Source organism: Citrobacter sp. W9, assembly GCF_026719375.1.
In the GTDB taxonomy this organism is placed as follows: domain Bacteria; phylum Pseudomonadota; class Gammaproteobacteria; order Enterobacterales; family Enterobacteriaceae; genus Citrobacter; species Citrobacter werkmanii.
In genome coordinates this window covers 82689-102678 of sequence record NZ_JAPPTE010000004.1, presented here as the reverse complement: position 1 = coordinate 102678, position 19990 = coordinate 82689, and the positions used below count along the sequence as shown (strand labels likewise).

The 19990-nt window shown below is 53.4% G+C and carries 14 protein-coding genes; 11 read left to right on the top strand and 3 right to left on the bottom strand.

Annotated features, from left to right (window positions below):
* Positions 1–26: 26 nt before the first annotated feature.
* Entirely contained in the window at positions 27–1400 is a 1374-nt protein-coding gene (gene aroP, locus OOJ59_RS08540) for an aromatic amino acid transporter AroP (protein ID WP_087857667.1), read from the bottom strand.
* Positions 1401–1965: 565 nt separating this feature from the next.
* On the opposite strand from aroP, the gene pdhR reads away from it, so the two are divergent.
* The 6 genes from pdhR to traT all read left to right on the top strand — a co-directional run bounded on the left by pdhR (position 1966) and on the right by traT (position 10557).
* On the top strand, positions 1966–2730 hold the full coding sequence (gene pdhR / locus OOJ59_RS08535; RefSeq protein WP_003018699.1) for a pyruvate dehydrogenase complex transcriptional repressor PdhR: 765 nt from the start codon (positions 1966–1968) through the stop codon (positions 2728–2730).
* Between the two features lie 162 nt (positions 2731–2892).
* Positions 2893–5556, top strand: coding sequence for a pyruvate dehydrogenase (acetyl-transferring), homodimeric type (gene aceE, locus OOJ59_RS08530; protein ID WP_038637266.1), 2664 nt, complete (start codon positions 2893–2895; stop codon positions 5554–5556).
* 14 nt (positions 5557–5570) lie between these two features.
* Complete coding sequence (gene aceF, locus OOJ59_RS08525; protein ID WP_160955684.1) at positions 5571–7463, top strand: pyruvate dehydrogenase complex dihydrolipoyllysine-residue acetyltransferase; 1893 nt, start codon at positions 5571–5573, stop codon at positions 7461–7463.
* A 175-nt stretch (positions 7464–7638) separates the two neighbouring features.
* Positions 7639–9063, top strand: a complete 1425-nt coding sequence (gene lpdA / locus OOJ59_RS08520; protein WP_003018686.1) for a dihydrolipoyl dehydrogenase — start codon at positions 7639–7641, stop codon at positions 9061–9063.
* A 269-nt stretch (positions 9064–9332) separates the two neighbouring features.
* On the top strand, positions 9333–9617 hold the full coding sequence (locus OOJ59_RS08515; protein ID WP_137351405.1) for a hypothetical protein: 285 nt from the start codon (positions 9333–9335) through the stop codon (positions 9615–9617).
* 208 nt (positions 9618–9825) lie between these two features.
* Positions 9826–10557 carry a conjugal transfer complement resistance protein TraT gene (gene traT / locus OOJ59_RS08510; protein ID WP_038637274.1) on the top strand — a complete coding sequence of 244 codons (732 nt, stop codon included), beginning with the start codon at positions 9826–9828 and terminating at the stop codon, positions 10555–10557.
* A 60-nt stretch (positions 10558–10617) separates the two neighbouring features.
* Here traT and OOJ59_RS08505 read toward each other — a convergent pair whose 3' ends face one another.
* Positions 10618–11412 carry a DUF2950 family protein gene (locus OOJ59_RS08505; protein ID WP_085048301.1) on the bottom strand — a complete coding sequence of 265 codons (795 nt, stop codon included), beginning with the start codon at positions 11410–11412 and terminating at the stop codon, positions 10618–10620.
* Positions 11413–11422: 10 nt separating this feature from the next.
* Positions 11423–13024, bottom strand: a complete 1602-nt coding sequence (locus tag OOJ59_RS08500; RefSeq protein ID WP_160955685.1) for a DUF3300 domain-containing protein — start codon at positions 13022–13024, stop codon at positions 11423–11425.
* A gap of 448 nt (positions 13025–13472) precedes the next feature.
* Here OOJ59_RS08500 and acnB point away from each other — a divergent pair, with 448 nt between their 5' ends.
* The 5 genes from acnB to OOJ59_RS08475 all read left to right on the top strand — a co-directional run bounded on the left by acnB (position 13473) and on the right by OOJ59_RS08475 (position 19983).
* Positions 13473–16070 carry a bifunctional aconitate hydratase 2/2-methylisocitrate dehydratase gene (acnB, locus tag OOJ59_RS08495; protein ID WP_160955686.1) on the top strand — a complete coding sequence of 866 codons (2598 nt, stop codon included), beginning with the start codon at positions 13473–13475 and terminating at the stop codon, positions 16068–16070.
* Positions 16071–16244: 174 nt separating this feature from the next.
* Complete coding sequence (yacL, locus tag OOJ59_RS08490; protein WP_038637284.1) at positions 16245–16607, top strand: protein YacL; 363 nt, start codon at positions 16245–16247, stop codon at positions 16605–16607.
* 181 nt (positions 16608–16788) lie between these two features.
* Entirely contained in the window at positions 16789–17742 is a 954-nt protein-coding gene (locus OOJ59_RS08485) for a 2-keto-3-deoxygluconate permease 1 (protein ID WP_038637287.1), read from the top strand.
* Positions 17739–19010, top strand: coding sequence for a D-threonate kinase (gene dtnK, locus OOJ59_RS08480; RefSeq protein WP_069324041.1), 1272 nt, complete (start codon positions 17739–17741; stop codon positions 19008–19010). The genes OOJ59_RS08485 and dtnK overlap by 4 nt, the downstream gene beginning before the upstream one ends.
* Positions 19000–19983 carry a D-threonate 4-phosphate dehydrogenase gene (locus OOJ59_RS08475; RefSeq protein WP_160955687.1) on the top strand — a complete coding sequence of 328 codons (984 nt, stop codon included), beginning with the start codon at positions 19000–19002 and terminating at the stop codon, positions 19981–19983. Before dtnK ends, OOJ59_RS08475 begins: the two co-directional genes overlap by 11 nt.
* The last annotated feature ends 7 nt before the right edge of the window (positions 19984–19990 follow it).

Genomic DNA, 19990 nt, shown 5'->3' with positions numbered 1-19990 from the left:
ACCTGGTCCAGGTGGGGGAGGGAGGTTTAATGCGCTTTAACCGCGCGGGCCGTTTTCTGCTTGCACAGATAGCCGATGCCAAGAATACCAATCCATACCGGGATTAAGTACACCGAGATCGCCATGCCCGGCGTCATCAGCATAATCACCAGCACTGCGGCCATGAACAGCAGGCATACCCAGTTACCCAGCGGGTAGAACAGCGCCGGGAAGCGAGTGGTTACGCCCTGCTGCTGTTTGGCTTTGCGGAACTTCATGTGCGCCAGGCTGATCATCGCCCAGTTGATCACCAGGGCGGAAACCACCAATGCCATCAGCAGGCCAAAGGCGGATTCCGGCGCCAGATAGTTGATCAGCACGCACAGAGCCGTTACCAGCGCGGAGACAAGAATAGTGTTCACCGGTACGCCGCGCTTGTCGACGTTCATCAGCGCTTTCGGCGCATTACCCTGCTGCGCCAGACCGAACAGCATACGACTGTTGCAGTATACGCAGCTGTTATAGACAGAAAGGGCGGCGGTCAACACCACGATGTTCAGCGCATTGGCAACAAAGGTGTCGCCCAGCTCGTGGAAAATAAGGACAAACGGGCTGGTATCAGCGGTGACGCGCGTCCACGGCATCAGGGAAAGCAGAACCGCCAGCGAACCGACATAGAAAATCAGGATACGGTAGATAACCTGGTTAGTCGCTTTGGGAATGCTTTGCTCCGGGTTATCGGCTTCTGCCGCGGTGATGCCGACCAGTTCCAACCCACCAAAGGAGAACATGATAATCGCCATCATCATCACCAGACCGGTGAAGCCGTGCGGCAGGAATCCCCCCTGGCTCCACAAGTTGCTGACGGTGGCCTGTGGGCCGCCGTTGCCGCTAAACAGCAGCCAGCCGCCGAACAGGATCATGGCGACTACGGCGATGACTTTAATAATGGCAAACCAGAACTCCATCTCGCCAAACACCTTCACGTTGGTCAGGTTGATGGCGTTGATCAGCACGAAGAAGGCCGCCGCAGAAACCCAGGTTGGGATCTCCGGATACCAGAACTGAATGTATTTACCTACGGCAGTTAGCTCTGCCATGGCAACCAAAACGTACAGTACCCAATAGTTCCAGCCGGAAGAGAAACCCGCGAAACCGCCCCAGTATTTATAGGCAAAGTGGCTAAAGGAGCCTGCAACCGGCTCTTCAACCACCATTTCACCGAGCTGGCGCATGATCAAAAAGGCGATAAAGCCGGCAATAGCGTAACCCAGGATAATCCCCGGTCCTGCAGACTGGATAACGGATGCGCTACCGAGGAATAACCCGGTACCAATCGCGCCACCCAGCGCGATTAGCTGTATATGGCGGTTTTTAAGGCCGCGCTTGAGCTGATCGCCATGCGGTTGACTTTCCATCATTAAACCTCGTGTGTGGTTTTACTCTTCATAATTTCGAGTACTTATTTTTTGAACTACGCAGCAATGCGTGTGTAAGTTTGCAATTCCGTTTGTTGTATTAATTTGTTTACAGATGCCAATAAGGAAATGTTGCCTAAATACTTTTGTCTTTAACAGAATAATGTTATGCGGGCGCGAATGCACCTGCTTTATGCGAGGGTGTTGACGAGTTGAATAAAAAGAAACCATTTGTAAATGCGAGTTTAACTACCACAAAATTTCCATTATGAATTTTTATTCATAAATTTTGCTTATTAACTCGATAATTAAGTGGGTGAATCGGTTCAGATAATATATTTTTTCGTTTAAATTAGGTTAAATCTACCCCGTGGTGGGTAAATTTAACATTTGTGCATAGTTACATGTTTGAAACGTTATTTCTGTAATGTTGTTAAAATATGCCTCCTTTACTGATTTCAATCAAAACCTGTATGGACAGAAGGTGAATACTTTGTTACTTTAGCGTCAAGAACATGAAATTGGTAAGACCAATTGACTCCGGGCAAATGGCTTAAGACAGGAAATCATGGCCTACAGCAAAATCCGCCAACCAAAACTCTCCGATGTGATTGAGCAGCAGCTGGAGTTTTTAATTCTTGAGGGGACACTTCGCCCCGGAGAAAAACTCCCACCGGAACGCGAGCTGGCAAAACAGTTCGACGTCTCCCGCCCCTCCTTACGCGAGGCGATCCAACGCCTTGAAGCGAAGGGGTTACTGCTTCGTCGTCAGGGCGGCGGCACTTTTGTACAGAGCAGCCTGTGGCAAAGCTTTAGCGACCCACTGGTAGAGCTGCTCTCTGACCATCCTGAATCCCAGTTTGACCTGCTTGAGACGCGCCATGCGCTGGAAGGTATTGCAGCCTATTACGCTGCATTACGCAGCACGGATGAAGACAAAACGCGTATCCGTGAACTCCACCATGCGATCGAGCTTGCGCAACAGTCCGGCGATCTGGACGGCGAATCCGATGCGGTACTCCAGTATCAAATTGCTGTCACTGAAGCCGCACACAATGTGGTGCTGCTCCATCTGCTAAGGTGTATGGAGCCGATGCTGGCCCAGAACGTTCGGCAAAACTTCGAATTGCTGTATGCGCGTCGCGAGATGCTGCCGCTGGTAAGCAGTCATCGTACTCGTATCTTTGAAGCAATCATCGCCGGGAAGCCTGAAGAGGCGCGTGAAGCGTCTCACCGTCACCTGGCGTTTATCGAAGAGATTTTACTGGACAGAAGCCGTGAGGAAAGCCGTCGAGAACGCGCCTTACGCCGTCTGGAGCAACGAAAGAATTAGTGATTTTTCTGGCAGAACGTTAACCAGAAGATGTTGTAAATCAAGCGCGAACTAAAAGCGCGGCAACTAAACGCAGAACCTGTCTTATTACGCTCTCTGGCGAGAACGTAATGGGACAGGTTCCAGATAACTCAACGTATTAGATAGATAAGGAATACCCCCATGTCAGAACGTTTCCCAAATGACGTGGATCCGATCGAAACTCGCGACTGGCTACAGGCGATCGAATCGGTCATCCGTGAAGAAGGTGTTGAGCGTGCTCAGTATCTGATCGACCAACTGCTTTCAGAAGCGCGCAAAGGCGGCGTGAAAGTAGCGGCAGGTGCAGGGGCCAGCAATTATGTCAACACTATTGCCGTTGAAGATGAGCCGGAATACCCGGGTAATCTGGATCTGGAACGTCGTATCCGTTCTGCTATCCGCTGGAACGCCATCATGACCGTACTGCGCGCGTCTAAAAAGGACCTTGAGCTGGGTGGCCACATGGCATCCTTCCAGTCCTCCGCAACGGTATATGATGTTTGCTTCAACCATTTCTTCCGTGCACGCAACGAGCAGGATGGCGGCGACCTGGTATACTTCCAGGGTCACATCTCTCCGGGTATCTACGCACGCGCATTCCTGGAAGGTCGTCTGACCGAAGAGCAGATGAACAACTTCCGCCAGGAAGTTCACGGCAAAGGTCTGTCTTCCTACCCGCACCCGAAACTGATGCCGGAATTCTGGCAGTTCCCGACCGTTTCTATGGGTCTGGGCCCAATCGGTGCTATCTACCAGGCTAAATTCCTGAAATATCTGGAACACCGTGGCCTGAAAGATACCTCTAAACAAACCGTTTACGCCTTCCTCGGCGACGGCGAGATGGATGAGCCAGAATCTAAAGGTGCGATCACTATCGCGACCCGTGAAAAACTGGACAACCTGGTCTTTGTTATCAACTGTAACCTGCAGCGTCTTGACGGCCCGGTCACCGGTAACGGCAAGATTGTTAACGAACTGGAAGGCATCTTTGCAGGTGCTGGCTGGAACGTTATCAAAGTCATGTGGGGCGGTCGTTGGGATGAGCTGCTGCGTAAAGACACCAGCGGTAAACTGATCCAACTGATGAACGAAACCGTTGACGGCGACTACCAGACCTTCAAATCCAAAGATGGCGCATACGTACGTGAGCACTTCTTCGGTAAATACCCGGAAACCGCAGCCCTGGTTGCTGACTGGACCGATGAGCAGATTTGGGCTCTGAACCGTGGTGGTCACGATCCGAAGAAAGTCTACGCTGCACTGAAAAAAGCGCAGGAAACCAAAGGCAAAGCAACTGTAATCCTCGCCCATACCATTAAAGGTTACGGCATGGGTGACACCGCCGAAGGTAAAAACATCGCTCACCAGGTTAAGAAAATGAACATGGACGGCGTGCGTTATATCCGCGACCGTTTCAACGTTCCAGTGACCGATGAGCAGGTTGAAAACCTGTCTTACATCACCTTCCCGGAAGGTTCTGAAGAGCACACTTATCTGCACGCCCAGCGTCAGAAACTGCACGGCTACCTGCCTGCTCGTCAGCCGAACTTCACCGAGAAGCTGGAACTGCCGGCTCTGGAAGACTTCGGTGCGCTGCTGGAAGAGCAGAACAAAGAAATCTCCACCACTATCGCGTTCGTTCGTGCCCTGAACGTGATGCTGAAGAACAAGTCGATCAAAGATCGTCTGGTTCCGATCATCGCTGACGAAGCGCGTACTTTCGGTATGGAAGGTCTGTTCCGTCAGATCGGTATCTACAGCCCGAACGGCCAGCAGTACACCCCGCAGGACCGTGAGCAGGTTGCTTACTATAAAGAAGACGAGAAAGGTCAGATCCTGCAGGAAGGTATCAACGAACTGGGTGCCGGCGCATCCTGGCTGGCTGCTGCGACTTCTTACAGCACCAACGATCTGCCGATGATTCCGTTCTACATCTACTACTCCATGTTCGGGTTCCAGCGTATCGGCGACCTGTGCTGGCAGGCAGGCGACCAGCAGGCTCGCGGCTTCCTGATTGGTGGTACTTCCGGTCGTACTACGCTGAACGGCGAAGGTCTGCAGCACGAAGATGGTCACAGCCATATTCAGTCTCTGACTATCCCGAACTGTATCTCTTACGATCCGTCTTACGCGTACGAAGTTGCGGTCATCATGCACGATGGTCTGGAGCGTATGTACGGTGAGAAACAAGAGAACGTTTACTACTACATCACCACCCTGAACGAAAACTACCACATGCCGGCAATGCCAGCAGGCGCCGAGGAAGGTATCCGTAAAGGTATCTACAAACTCGAAACCCTCGAAGGTAAGAAAGGTAAAGTTCAGCTGCTGGGCTCCGGTTCTATCCTGCGTCACGTGCGTGAAGCTGCCCAGATCCTGGCGAACGACTACGGTGTGGGTTCTGACGTGTACAGCGTAACCTCCTTCACTGAACTGGCGCGTGATGGCCAGGATTGTGAGCGCTGGAACATGCTGCACCCGATGGAAACGCCGCGCGTTCCGTACATCGCTCAGGTAATGAACGACGCACCGGCAGTAGCATCTACTGACTATATGAAACTGTTTGCCGAACAGGTTCGTACTTATGTACCGGCTGATGATTACCGCGTACTGGGTACTGACGGCTTCGGTCGCTCTGACAGCCGTGAAAACCTGCGTCACCACTTCGAAGTTGATGCTTCCTACGTGGTTGTAGCGGCCCTGGGCGAACTGGCTAAACGTGGCGAAATCGATAAGAAAGTGGTTGCTGACGCAATCACCAAATTCAACATCGATGCAGATAAAGTTAACCCGCGTCTGGCGTAAGAGGTAAAAGAATAATGGCTATCGAAATCAATGTACCGGACATCGGGGCTGATGAAGTTGAAATCACCGAGATCCTGGTCAAAGTGGGCGACAAAGTTGAAGCTGAACAGTCGCTGATCACCGTAGAAGGCGACAAAGCCTCTATGGAAGTTCCGTCTCCTCAGGCTGGTATCGTTAAAGAGATCAAAGTCTCTGTTGGCGATAAAACTGAGACCGGCAAACTGATCATGATTTTCGATTCCGCCGACGGTGCAGCAGCTGCTGCACCTGCTCCGGCAGAAGAGAAGAAAGAAGCGGCTCCGGCAGCAGCACCTGCTGCGGCAGCGGCGAAAGAAGTACACGTACCGGACATCGGCGGCGACGAAGTCGAAGTGACCGAAGTGATGGTTAAAGTGGGCGACACCGTTGCGGCTGAGCAGTCTCTGATCACCGTAGAAGGCGACAAAGCCTCTATGGAAGTTCCGGCGCCGTTCGCAGGCACCGTGAAAGAGATCAAAATCAGCACTGGCGACAAAGTGTCTACCGGCTCCCTGATTATGATCTTTGAAGTAGCAGGCGAAGCTGGTGCGGCTGCCCCGGCGAAAGCTGAAGCGGCTCCAGCAGCAGCTCCGGCTCCGGCAGCCTCTGGCTCGAAAGAAGTTAACGTGCCGGACATCGGTGGTGATGAAGTTGAAGTCACTGAAGTGATGGTTAAAGTGGGCGATAAAATTGCCGCTGAACAATCACTGATCACCGTTGAAGGCGACAAAGCGTCAATGGAAGTTCCGGCGCCGTTCGCGGGCACCGTGAAAGAAATCAAAATCAGCACCGGCGACAAAGTGAAAACCGGTTCTCTGATTATGGTCTTCGAAGTTGAAGGCGCAGCGCCTGCGGCCGCTCTGGCTAAACAAGAAGCGGCGGCTCCGGCTCCGGCGGCGAAAGCTGAGAAGCCAGCAGCTCCAGCTGCAAAAGCGGAAGGTAAATCTGACTTCGCTGAAAACGACGCTTACGTCCACGCGACTCCGCTGATTCGTCGCCTGGCGCGCGAGTTTGGTGTGAACCTGGCGAAAGTGAAAGGTACCGGTCGTAAAGGTCGTATCCTGCGTGAAGACGTTCAGGCTTACGTGAAAGACGCGGTTAAACGCGCCGAGTCTGCACCGGCAGCATCTGCTGGCGGCGGTATCCCGGGCATGCTGCCCTGGCCGAAAGTGGACTTCAGCAAGTTTGGTGAAATCGAAGAAGTGGAACTGGGCCGTATCCAGAAAATTTCTGGGGCGAACCTGAGCCGTAACTGGGTGATGATCCCGCACGTTACGCACTTTGATAAGACCGATATCACCGATCTGGAAGCGTTCCGTAAACAGCAGAACGCCGAAGCTGAAAAACGTAAACTGGACGTGAAATTCACCCCAGTGGTCTTCATCATGAAAGCCGTTGCCGCCGCTCTGGAACAGATGCCGCGCTTCAACAGCTCTCTGTCCGAAGATGGTCAGCGTCTGACCCTGAAGAAATACATCAACATCGGTGTTGCGGTTGATACGCCGAATGGTCTGGTTGTTCCGGTCTTCAAAGACGTGAACAAGAAGAGCATTACCGAGCTGTCTCGCGAACTGACCACCATCTCCAAGAAAGCGCGTGATGGCAAGCTGACTGCTGGCGAAATGCAGGGCGGTTGCTTCACCATCTCCAGCATCGGTGGCCTGGGTACTACCCACTTCGCGCCGATTGTTAACGCGCCGGAAGTGGCGATCCTCGGTGTCTCCAAGTCCGCAATGGAGCCAGTGTGGAACGGTAAAGAGTTTATGCCGCGTCTGATGATGCCGATTTCGCTCTCCTTTGACCACCGCGTAATCGACGGTGCGGATGGTGCGCGCTTTATCACCATCATCAACAACATGCTGTCTGACATTCGCCGCCTGGTGATGTAAGCGAAAAAGCCGGCCCGACGGCCGGCTTTTTTCTGGTAATCTCATGAAGTCAGTGAGGTTATTGTGCGAAAGACAAATCGGTTGCCGTTTGTTGTTTCAAAATTGTTAACAATTTTGTAAAATACGGGCGGATAGAACGACCCGGTGGACGACGGGTATAAATTAAGAGGTCATGATGAGCACTGAAATCAAAACTCAGGTCGTGGTACTTGGGGCAGGCCCTGCAGGTTACTCTGCTGCCTTCCGTTGCGCAGATTTAGGTCTGGAGACCGTCATCGTAGAACGTTACAGCACCCTCGGCGGTGTTTGTCTGAACGTCGGCTGTATCCCTTCTAAAGCGCTGCTGCACGTAGCTAAAGTCATCGAAGAAGCCAAAGCGTTGGCTGAACACGGTATCGTTTTTGGCGAGCCGAAAACCGATATCGACAAGATTCGTACCTGGAAAGAAAAAGTTATCACTCAACTGACCGGCGGTCTGGCTGGTATGGCTAAAGGCCGTAAAGTGAAAGTGGTTAACGGTCTGGGTAAGTTTACCGGGGCGAACACCCTGGAAGTTGAAGGCGAAAACGGCAAAACCGTGATCAACTTCGACAACGCGATCATCGCGGCGGGTTCCCGTCCGATCGAACTGCCGTTCATTCCGCATGAAGATCCGCGCGTGTGGGACTCCACTGACGCGCTGGAACTGAAAACGGTTCCTAAGCGCCTGCTGGTTATGGGCGGCGGTATCATCGGTCTGGAAATGGGTACCGTGTACCATGCGCTGGGTTCAGAGATCGACGTAGTTGAAATGTTCGATCAGGTTATCCCGGCTGCCGATAAAGACGTGGTTAAAGTCTTCACCAAGCGCATCAGCAAGAAATTCAACCTGATGCTGGAAACCAAAGTGACCGCCGTTGAAGCGAAAGAAGACGGTATCTACGTTTCCATGGAAGGCAAAAAAGCGCCTGCTGAAGCACAGCGTTACGATGCCGTGCTGGTGGCTATCGGTCGTGTACCGAACGGCAAAAACCTCGATGCGGGCAAAGCTGGCGTGGAAGTTGACGACCGTGGCTTCATCCGCGTTGACAAACAGCTGCGCACCAACGTGCCGCACATCTTTGCTATCGGCGATATCGTCGGTCAGCCGATGCTGGCGCATAAAGGTGTTCACGAAGGTCACGTTGCCGCTGAAGTTATCGCCGGTAAGAAACACTACTTCGATCCGAAAGTTATCCCATCCATCGCGTACACTGAACCAGAAGTTGCATGGGTTGGCCTGACTGAGAAAGAAGCGAAAGAAAAAGGCATCAGCTACGAAACCGCCACCTTCCCGTGGGCTGCTTCGGGCCGTGCTATCGCTTCTGACTGCGCAGACGGTATGACCAAACTGATTTTCGACAAAGAATCTCACCGTGTGATCGGTGGGGCGATTGTCGGTACCAACGGCGGCGAGCTGCTGGGTGAAATCGGTCTGGCGATCGAAATGGGTTGTGACGCTGAAGACATCGCGCTGACCATCCACGCGCACCCGACGCTGCACGAGTCCGTCGGTCTGGCTGCCGAAGTGTTCGAAGGTAGCATCACCGACCTGCCGAACCCGAAAGCGAAGAAAAAGTAATTTTTCCAAAATGATAAAAAGCGGCTGAATGGCCGCTTTTTTTATGTGTTTGTTACAAAATAGTGTCAAAATTTGGCAAAAATTAAGGTGAATAGCCGAATTGCCAGAAAATGTTTTTTCCCGTACTGCACGATACGCCCCAACCGCATGAAATCGGCATTCCAAATCAACACCCTGTTTCACAAGAAATAAATCACCTTATCTTGTCATTAGATGAAACTAATAACCCTCTAAACTAATAGCGTGATAACAAATTGAGAGGGGAAATGATGAAACGTTTTTTCAAAGCAGCAGTAATGACTACCGTGTTTATTTCCGGCATGGCGCTGGCGCAGGATGCCGTCATCCCATGGGCTACCAACAGCGGTGGTACCGAAAGCACGCATATTGCGGCAATGGGACAAAATTTGAATGCGCAGCATCAGCAGATTAGCCAGACACAGGAAGGTGTATGGGCAACAAACTCTGGCAGCATTCGGGCTGACGAAGTAGCACTTACCAGCACGAAGCCAGCGTTTAAAGGTTATCCTGAATTAATGCCGCATCAGAATTAACTCTCCCGCTCACGTCAGACACATCTTCGCTGACGTGAGCGTCTGGGCAATGACGCCAATCCCAAACTACCAGTTCTGGTAGTCATCTTATTGATATTTCCGCTAAAAAAAATTGCGCAACTGCCGATACTTTTTTCGCCATTGTGTGGCTACCGGCCGCGCGCTTAAGAGGCTCTGGACTCTTTATTACACGAAAAAAGGAAAAAACATGTCTTTAAAAAAAATCGCGGTTGTTGGCATGGTTGTCGCGACGATGACCCTGACCGGGTGTGGCGCCATGACCACCGCCGTTAAAAAACGTAATCTTGAAGTGAAAACGCAGATGAGTGAGACCATCTGGCTGGAGCCTTCCAGCGAGAAGACCGTCTACATTCAGGTGAAAAACACTTCCGATAAAGACATGAGCAATCTGCAAACCCTGCTGGCAAATGACCTGTCGGCTAAGGGCTATAAAGTGACCAGTTCGCCGGATAACGCTTACTACTGGGTGCAGGCGAACGTACTGAAAGCGGACAAAATGGATCTGCGCGAAGCTCAGGGCTTCCTGAAGACCGGTTATGAAGGGGCGGCGATGGGGGCAGCTTTAGGCGCGGGGATTACCGCCTATAACAGTAACTCCTCCGGCGCGGCGCTGGGCGTTGGCCTGGCAGCGGGACTGATCGGTATGGCTGCTGATGCGATGGTGGAAGACGTAAACTACACCATGGTCACTGACCTGCAAATCTCCGAGCGCAGCAAAGCGAAAGTGACAACAGATAACGTTGCCGCGCTGCGTCAGGGGACGTCCGGCATCAAACTGCAAACCAGCACTGCGCAAGGCGATCGCGCAAAATACCAGACTCGTGTTGTTTCAAATGCGAATAAGGTAAACCTGAAGTTCGAAGAAGCGAAGCCGGTTCTGGAAGCGCAACTGGCGAAATCTGTTGCTAACATCCTGTAATTTGTTGCGAGTTGCCGGGGGCTACGCTTACCCGGCAACTCATCCTTCGACTCTGGGGATTCAGGGCGCGACAGGCTGCCAGGTTTTATCCAGGTGGTAGGCGGTTAACGCCTGTGCTTTTTGCTGCGACTCCTCACCAAGATCCGCCTGATAGACCTTGTCATCACCGTTAACCATAAAGCTCATCACGCCAGTATGATCGTAGCTAACGGGCCAGGCAACCATCGCAAAACCGCTGGTTTTGTCGGGAAGAATACGGAAATGATAACCGTGATAGCCTGTACCGGGTTCCTGCGGACTGAAGGCTGGTCCAAGCGGGCTTGGCGCTTCACCGGGTGAAACTGGCCAGTACAGACCATCTTTTTTCCCTTCAGAGCTGACAATCTTTTGTGCGTACGTCTGGTTCATCGCAAAGTAGCTTTGCTGAGCATCGACGTAGGCATGTAACGCCTCGATGGCAGCGAGTTCGTTGCGCCCAATCTCTCGGGTCAGGATCTCTTCGGCCGCTTCCTTAATATCAAATTGCCAGCCAGAGGTGGTTTTAACCACCGGGATCGGCAGTTGCCAGTCGCTGTCCCCGACCACCAGATGCGCGGTATTACCGTCGACAACAGTGTTATGGCGAACCTTCCAGTCGCGCAGGAAGCGATCAACCGCATCAGGATCGACGCCTTCCGGCGGCAGAAACTCGCGCCAGTTTTCCCCGAGCAGGTTGTTCATCGCACTTTCATTTTGCTCACTAATAGCGTTTGCCAGCGCATCGGTGGCCTGGTCTGGCGTGCTGAAGGATTGCTGCGCCATCGCGGTGGCCGAAACCATGAACAACACCATTCCACTGAGTAGTTTATTTTTCATGTCGGTTCCCTTAACGATGACGGAATTCACGGTGTTCAGCACGACCGCCGGATAGCTGGCGAGATGGCTGGTTGCGGGCGAACTGCCTGCTTTGGGCCCCTCGCTGCTGCTGCGCCTGCCAGCTGGCAGAGCGACTGTCATTGCCGCTCAGCGCATTGGCGCGCGGCTGGCTAGTCCGTTGTTGAAAATTATGTTGCTGTATATTGCGTTGCTGCGCCGGTTGCGTGATCCGTTTCTCCTGGCGCTGGGCGGCAGCCTGGCGATTTTCACGCTGCTGAGTGTTTGCCCGTTGCGCCGTTTGCGGTTTGGTATCGTAACCGCGGTAGTTATTACGCTGAGAAATTTGCTTCAGTTGTTGACTGGATGCCTGACGCTGGGCGTCTCTCGTGCCCGTACGCGCCGTTTGCGGGAATGTTTTCCCCGTTGATTTTTCCATCTGGCTCAGGGCTGCCTGACGCTGGCTATCACGGTTGACCGGTCTTTGCTGGGTTGAGCTTAAGCCCGTTGCCGTATTAGTGGAGTGAAAGCGGTTATTGAGCTGGCTATTAGGGTACGGCACACCCTCGCGATAGGCCGGGTTGTGCTGCCAGTTACGGTTGGCGTCCGTTAGCCGTTGTCCGCTGATTTTATTGAAGTTATCAACGTTGATATTGATGTTGTTATCGCCGTTGCGGTTATACCCGCCATGGTTATCCCAGTCATCGTGATGATGGTGGTCCCAGTCATCGTCATCATCCCAGTCGATGTTGCTGAAGATGGCATAGGTTGTGGCGACACCGAGGCTGAAGCCTAAACCGTTCACGAAGCTGTTGCCAAACTGCTCGCCGGGCGTTGGCGGCAGATAGGTTGGCGGATAGGCGGTATTGGGCCAGGTGCCGTAAACCGTGTTCGGGTTATAGGTGGGGACGTACACCACCTGTGGATCGGCGGATTCAATTTTGATAATCGTTGGGCTTGTCGTGGCGGTCGTGGTAGTAGAACTGGTTGTTGACTCGCTGGTGACGGTTTTAGCCGGTGCCGCTTTTGTCACAGTAGTGACGGTCTGTTGCGGTGTCGATTGCAACGCCCCGGTTTGTTGCGCCAGTGCGCGCAGGCGTTGTACGGAGTCCATGACGTCTTTCGGTTGCGCGAGGAAAGCGTCACCCAGGCTTTGTACCCACGGCGGATTTTCACCCATCAGTGACATCAACTGTGGAAAGGCAACCAGCGATTTCACGCTGGGATCCCAGGGTTGACCAGCAACGGCCTGAATGGCGGCATCGCCCTGCATTTTGGGATTATCTTTTGACCACTGCGCAGCCTGGATGACGTTAGCCGGATAGGTTGAGGCCATCAAAATTTGTGACAGCAGTGAATCCGGATAGAGCGCGATAGGTGCCACCCACTGATCGATTTGCGCAGCCGAGTATGTCGGCGCGGCAGCAGGCGCAGGTTGCTCAACGGGAGCAGGGGCCGCTACGGGAGCTGGAGCCGGCGTTGAAGGTTGTTGTGTGACGGGGGCCGGCGCAGCGGGTTCCGTTACGCGACTTTTAACGAACATCACGCCAGAGGCGGCAAACAACCCGGCACTGCACAGAAGAACAAGCAGATGTGGCTTTAATGGCAACTTCATAAAATGACTCCAACGAGACAAGCGCTGTGCCGTGAGGCGTTCCTGTTGCCGCGAGTATCATGCACCCGTGTTTGACAGTTTTGACTTTTATTGGGGATTCAGCCGGCAGGTCCGGAAAAAGAGTGTGAGTATTTATTACACAATTATATCTGATGGCTAAAAAAACGCTGGAAAATTCAGCATGTCACGCTTGAAAATCAACCGCTTTAAGGCGCCCTTTATCCCTCTGAAATGCGTCCCGCCTCGCCGCTACACCATTCTTAACGATTCAGCCAATTTTTTATGTTGCTTTTTTGTAAACAGATTAACACTTAAAGAAAATCCTGTTATTGTGCCTTATGCGGTACCGGGCATTTACCCTACTAACTACTGTCTCACAGGAGCGTGAAGAGAATCGCCCATCAACAAAAGCGCCGCATTATGACAATGAGAGCGAGGAGATATCGTCGTGCTAGAAGAATACCGTAAGCACGTAGCTGAGCGTGCTGCCCAGGGGATTGTGCCCAAACCTTTAGACGCAACCCAAATGGCCGCACTTGTCGAGCTGCTGAAGACCCCGCCTGTGGGCGAAGAAGAATTCCTGTTAGACCTGTTGATCAACCGCGTTCCTCCTGGCGTAGATGAAGCCGCATATGTTAAAGCCGGTTTTCTCGCTGCTGTCGCGAAAGGCGACACCACCTCCCCACTGGTCACGCCAGAAAAAGCCATTGAACTGCTGGGCACCATGCAGGGTGGTTACAACATTCATCCGCTGATCGATGCGCTGGACGACGCAAAACTGGCGCCGATTGCTGCCAAAGCGCTCTCTTCAACGCTGCTGATGTTCGATAACTTCTACGATGTAGAAGAAAAAGCCAAAGCGGGCAACGAATATGCGAAGCAGGTAATGCAGTCCTGGGCTGATGCCGAATGGTTCCTGAACCGTCCTCAGCTTGCTGAAAAAATCACCGTTACCGTCTTTAAAGTGACGGGTGAAACCAACACCGATGACCTCTCACCGGCCCCGGATGCCTGGTCCCGCCCGGATATTCCTCTGCACGCCCTGGCGATGCTGAAAAACGCCCGTGAAGGCATTGACCCGGATCAGCCGGGCGTCGTTGGCCCGATCAAACAAATCGAAGCATTACAGAAAAAAGGCTACCCGCTGGCCTACGTCGGTGATGTTGTCGGCACCGGTTCCTCCCGTAAATCGGCGACCAACTCCGTACTGTGGTTCATGGGCGATGATATCCCGCATGTGCCGAACAAGCGCGGCGGCGGTCTGTGCCTCGGCGGCAAAATTGCGCCTATCTTCTTCAACACCATGGAAGATGCGGGCGCGCTGCCGATTGAAGTCGATGTGTCGACCATGAACATGGGCGACGTGATTGACGTTTACCCTTACAGCGGTGAAGTGCGCAACCACGAAACCGGTGAGCTGCTGGCGACATTTGAACTGAAAACCGACGTGCTGATCGACGAAGTCCGCGCCGGCGGCCGTATCCCGCTGATTATCGGTCGTGGCCTGACCACCAAAGCGCGTGAAGCGCTGGGTCTGCCGCACTCAGACGTTTTCCGTCAGGCGAAAGACGTGGCGGAAAGCAGTCGCGGCTTCTCTCTGGCGCAGAAAATGGTTGGCCGCGCCTGCGGTGTGAAAGGTATCCGTCCGGGCGCGTACTGCGAACCGAAGATGACTTCCGTGGGTTCCCAGGATACCACTGGCCCGATGACCCGTGATGAACTAAAAGACCTGGCGTGTCTGGGCTTCTCTTCTGACCTGGTGATGCAGTCCTTCTGCCACACTGCGGCGTATCCGAAGCCGGTAGACGTGAACACGCACCACACGCTGCCAGACTTCATCATGAACCGCGGCGGTGTGTCGCTGCGTCCGGGCGACGGCGTGATCCACTCCTGGCTGAACCGCATGCTGCTGCCGGATACCGTCGGTACTGGCGGTGACTCCCATACCCGTTTCCCGATTGGTATTTCCTTCCCGGCGGGCTCTGGTCTGGTGGCGTTTGCTGCCGCGACCGGCGTGATGCCGCTGGATATGCCGGAATCCGTTCTGGTGCGCTTCAAAGGCAAAATGCAACCAGGCATCACTCTGCGCGATCTGGTACACGCCATCCCGCTGTATGCAATTAAACAGGGCCTGCTGACCGTGGAGAAGAAAGGGAAGAAAAACATCTTCTCTGGCCGCATCCTGGAAATTGAAGGTCTGCCGGATCTGAAAGTCGAGCAGGCGTTTGAACTGACCGACGCGTCCGCCGAGCGTTCCGCTGCCGGTTGTACCATCAAGCTGAACAAAGAACCGATTATCGAGTACCTGACCTCCAACATCGTGCTGCTGAAGTGGATGATTGCAGAAGGCTACGGCGATCGTCGTACGCTGGAACGTCGCGTGCAGGGCATGGAAAAATGGCTGGCGGATCCGCAGTTGCTGGAAGCCGATGCTGACGCGGAATACGCGGCGGTGATCGACATCGATCTGGCGGATATCAAAGAGCCGATCCTGTGTGCGCCGAACGATCCGGACGACGCGCGTTTGCTGTCCGACGTGCAGGGCGAGAAGATCGACGAAGTGTTCATCGGTTCCTGCATGACCAACATCGGCCACTTCCGCGCCGCTGGTAAGCTGCTGGATGCGCACAAAGGCCAACTGCCGACGCGCCTGTGGGTGGCTCCGCCGACCCGTATGGACGCGGCGCAGCTGACTGAAGAAGGCTACTACAGCGTGTTTGGTAAGAGCGGCGCGCGTATTGAGATCCCTGGCTGTTCCCTGTGTATGGGTAACCAGGCGCGTGTGGCTGACGGCGCAACGGTGGTATCGACCTCTACCCGTAACTTCCCGAACCGTTTAGGTACCGGGGCAAACGTCTATCTGGCTTCTGCTGAGCTGGCGGCGGTTGCGGCGCTGATTGGCAAACTGCCTACCGCGGAAGAGTATCAGACCTATGTGGCGCAGGTGGATAAGACGGCGGTGGATACCTACCGTTATCTGAACTTCGACCAGCTTTCTCAGTACACCGAGAAAGCGGACGGCGTGATTTTCCAGACCGCAGTCTAATGCGCTAACGCGTTTTGTGTAAAAACGCATCAATGCCCGGAGAAGTCTGCTTCTCCGGGCATTTTTATTTCTATTCCTTATACCCGCTACGCTTTTTTTCTGCCGCGCTGCTGCGATAATTACAGCAAGGCGCAATGCGGTATTGGCGCATTGCCGGGAGCAGAGGAAGACATTATGGATTACGAATTTCTGCGCGATATTACCGGAGTGGTAAAAGTGCGTATGTCCATGGGCCACGAGGTGGTGGGGCACTGGTTTAATGAAGAAGTGAAAGAGAACCTGGCCTTACTTGATGAAGTGGAACAGGCGGCGCGTGCGGTTAAGGGCAGTGAGCGCTCCTGGCAGCGAGCAGGGCATGAATACACGCTCTGGCTGGATGGCGAAGAGGTGATGATTCGCGCCAATCAGCTTGAGTTCTCAGGCGATGAAATGGAAGAGGGGATGAGCTACTACGACGAAGAGAGCTTTTCGCTCTGCGGCGTAGAGGATTTTCTGCAAGTGGTCGCGGCGTACCGTGAATTTGTCCATCAATCCTGAGAAATTTCAGATATCAATCAAGCCGGGTGAGACGAACCCGGCTTTTTTTTTCACAAAAATGATTATTTGATTTTTATTGATCATTATTAAACTGTGATCTGCCGCGTTTTCGCTTTTATTTTGATTGAATATAATCGTTATGATTTTATTTAATCACAACATAACAACAGGCGGGAAGACCATGAACATCAAGAAGGCAATAGAACGTGTACCCGGCGGCATGATGGTTGTGCCGTTGGTTATCGGTGCCATTATCAACACTTTTGCCCCGCAGGCGTTGCAGATTGGTGGATTCACCACTGCTTTATTTAAAAATGGCGCAGCTCCTCTAATTGGCGCGTTCCTGCTCTGCATGGGCGCAGGGATTAGCGTAAAGGCGGCGCCACAAGCTTTGTTACAAGGCGGTACGATTACGCTGACAAAATTACTTGTCGCCATCGCGATTGGTCTCGGGGTTGAACATCTGTTTGGCGCGGAAGGTATCTTTGGCTTAAGCGGTGTCGCCATTATTGCGGCAATGAGTAACTCCAATGGCGGGCTTTATGCGGCGCTGGTGGGGGAGTTTGGCAACGAACGTGATGTCGGTGCGATCTCTATCTTGTCGCTGAATGATGGGCCTTTCTTTACCATGATCGCGTTGGGCGCGGCGGGTATGGCAAATATTCCTATCATGGCGCTGGTGGCGGTTTTGGTACCGCTGGTGGTAGGTATGATCCTCGGTAACCTCGATGCCAATATGCGTGACTTCCTGACCAAAGGCGGTCCGTTGCTCATTCCTTTCTTTGCCTTTGCGCTTGGGGCCGGTATTAACCTGGAAATGCTGCTGCAGGGCGGTCTGGCGGGCATTCTGTTGGGGGTGCTGACCACCTTTGTTGGCGGCTTCTTTAACATTCGCGCCGACCGTCTCGTCGGAGGGAGTGGTATTGCTGGCGCTGCTGCATCCAGTACTGCAGGGAACGCGGTAGCGACGCCGTTGGCGATAGCACAAGCCGATCCATCGCTGGCAGAGGTTGCTGCTGCGGCTGCGCCGTTGATCGCAGCATCAGTCATCACGACCGCTATTCTGACGCCAATTCTTACGTCGTGGGTGGCGAAAAAGCAGGCGCGCCAGGCAGTTCAGGAGAACAAAGCATGAAAATGATCGTTATCGCCGATGATTTTACGGGGTCTAACGATACCGGCGTACAGTTGGCGAAAAAAGGCGCACGTACGGAGGTCATGCTCACACCTGCGCAGAAACCCTCTCGTCGCGCCGATGTTCTGGTCATCAACACCGAAAGTCGGGCGATGCCTGCAATGCAGGCCGCTGCAGCTGTACAACAGGCGTTAGCGCCATGGTGTGAAGAAGAAGTAACACCGCTGGTATACAAAAAAATCGACTCTACTTTCCGGGGCAATGTCGGGGCCGAAGTCACCTCAGCGATGCGTGCTGCTGGTCGGACGCTGGCCGTGATTGCGGCAGCGATCCCTGCTGCCGGGCGTACCACGCAGGATGGATTATGTCTGGTACATGGCGTGCCGCTGTTAGAGACGGAATTTGCCAGCGATCCAAAAACGCCCATTCACTCTTCTCGTATTGCTGAGCTGATCGCGTTGCAAAGCGATATCCCGGTACATGAGGTGTCGCTATCGGATGTGCGTCGGGGAAGCTTAAGTGCGCTGCTTCGCGCTTTTGCGACAGAAGGCGAATGCATGGTGGTTGTGGATGCAGTGGAAGAGCGAGATCTGTCGCTAATCGCGCACGCAGTCTGCGAACAAAAACAGATGCCGTTATTGGTTGGGGCGGCAGGGCTTGCCAATGCCTTACCTGCCGGAACGTTTATGCAAGAAAAGCAGGCATTACCGGTGCTGGTCGTGGCGGGCTCAATGAGCGAAGCAACGCGACGTCAGGTGGAAAAAGCGTTGTGCCAGGGCCGGGCAACGGTGGTTGAAATCGATGCCGCGCGATTGTCTGCATCGTCATTTGAGCAGGAAATGGCCTCTGTTGTTGAACAGGCTTGCGCGCAGTTGAGCCAGCAACAGCACACGATCTTGCGCACCAGTCGGCGTGCAGAAGACCGGAATATGATCGACTCGCTGTGCGCCAACCTGGGGATGAGCCGGCAACAGTTGGGAGAGCTGCTGAGTCGGCGGCTTGGAGAGATAACATTGCGGATTATTGAACGGGCGCGTATCGGCGGTTTGTTCCTGACCGGAGGCGATATTGCTACGGCGGTCGCCAGTGCGCTGGGGGCAGAAGGGTATCGCATTCAAAGTGAGGTTGCCCCCTGTATTCCGTGTGGAACATTTGTGAACAGCGAGATTGATGACTTGCCAGTGATCACCAAAGCGGGTGGATTCGGTTCCGACACGACCCTTTGTGATGCGCTTTATTTTATTGAGGAGATGTACCGTGGTAACTAAAACTATTGCGATTACGATGGGAGATCCGGCGGGGATTGGTCCGGAAATTATTGTTAAAGCACTGCGTGAAGATGACCTTAATGGCGCCCCGCTGGTGGTGGTTGGGTGCCTGCAAACTCTGCAGCGATTACAGGCCCAGGGGCTGGCTGAAGGGGTGACATTCCGCGCAATCGAAAAGGTTGCTGATGCCCGATTCGAACCGGGTACGATTCATGTGATTGATGAACCGTTGGCGCAACCCGACGAACTGGTCCCGGGAACAGTGCAGGCGCAGGCAGGCGATCTGGCCTATCGCTGTGTAAAACGGGCGACGGAACTGGCGATGAAGGGCGATGTGAACGCCATTGCGACCGCGCCGTTGAATAAAGAAGCATTACATCTTGGCGGACACAATTATCCCGGACATACGGAACTACTGGCAACGTTGACGGAAAGTCGTGATTACGCCATGGTGCTCTACACCGACAAGCTGAAAGTCATCCATGTTTCCACGCATATTGCTTTGCGCAAATTTCTCGATACGCTCAATGGGCAACGTGTTGAAACGGTGATTGGCATTGCCGATACCTTCCTGAAGCGCGTCGGTTTTGCGCATCCGCGTATTGCCGTCGCGGGGGTGAATCCACATGCCGGTGAGAATGGCCTGTTTGGTGATGAGGAAATCCGCATTGTCGGGCCTGCGATTGAGAATATGAAAGCGAAGGGGATGAATGTATACGGACCGTGCCCGCCGGATACTGTGTTTTTGCAGGCTTATGAAGGCCAGTACGACATGGTGGTGGCGATGTATCACGATCAGGGTCATATCCCGCTTAAGTTGCTTGGTTTTTATGATGGGGTAAATATCACAGCAGGTTTGCCGTTTATTCGTACCTCAGCCGATCACGGTACGGCATTTGATATCGCCTGGACGGGAAAAGCAAAATCTGAGAGCATGGCCGTATCGATCAAACTGGCAATGCAACTGGCGTAATTTACTG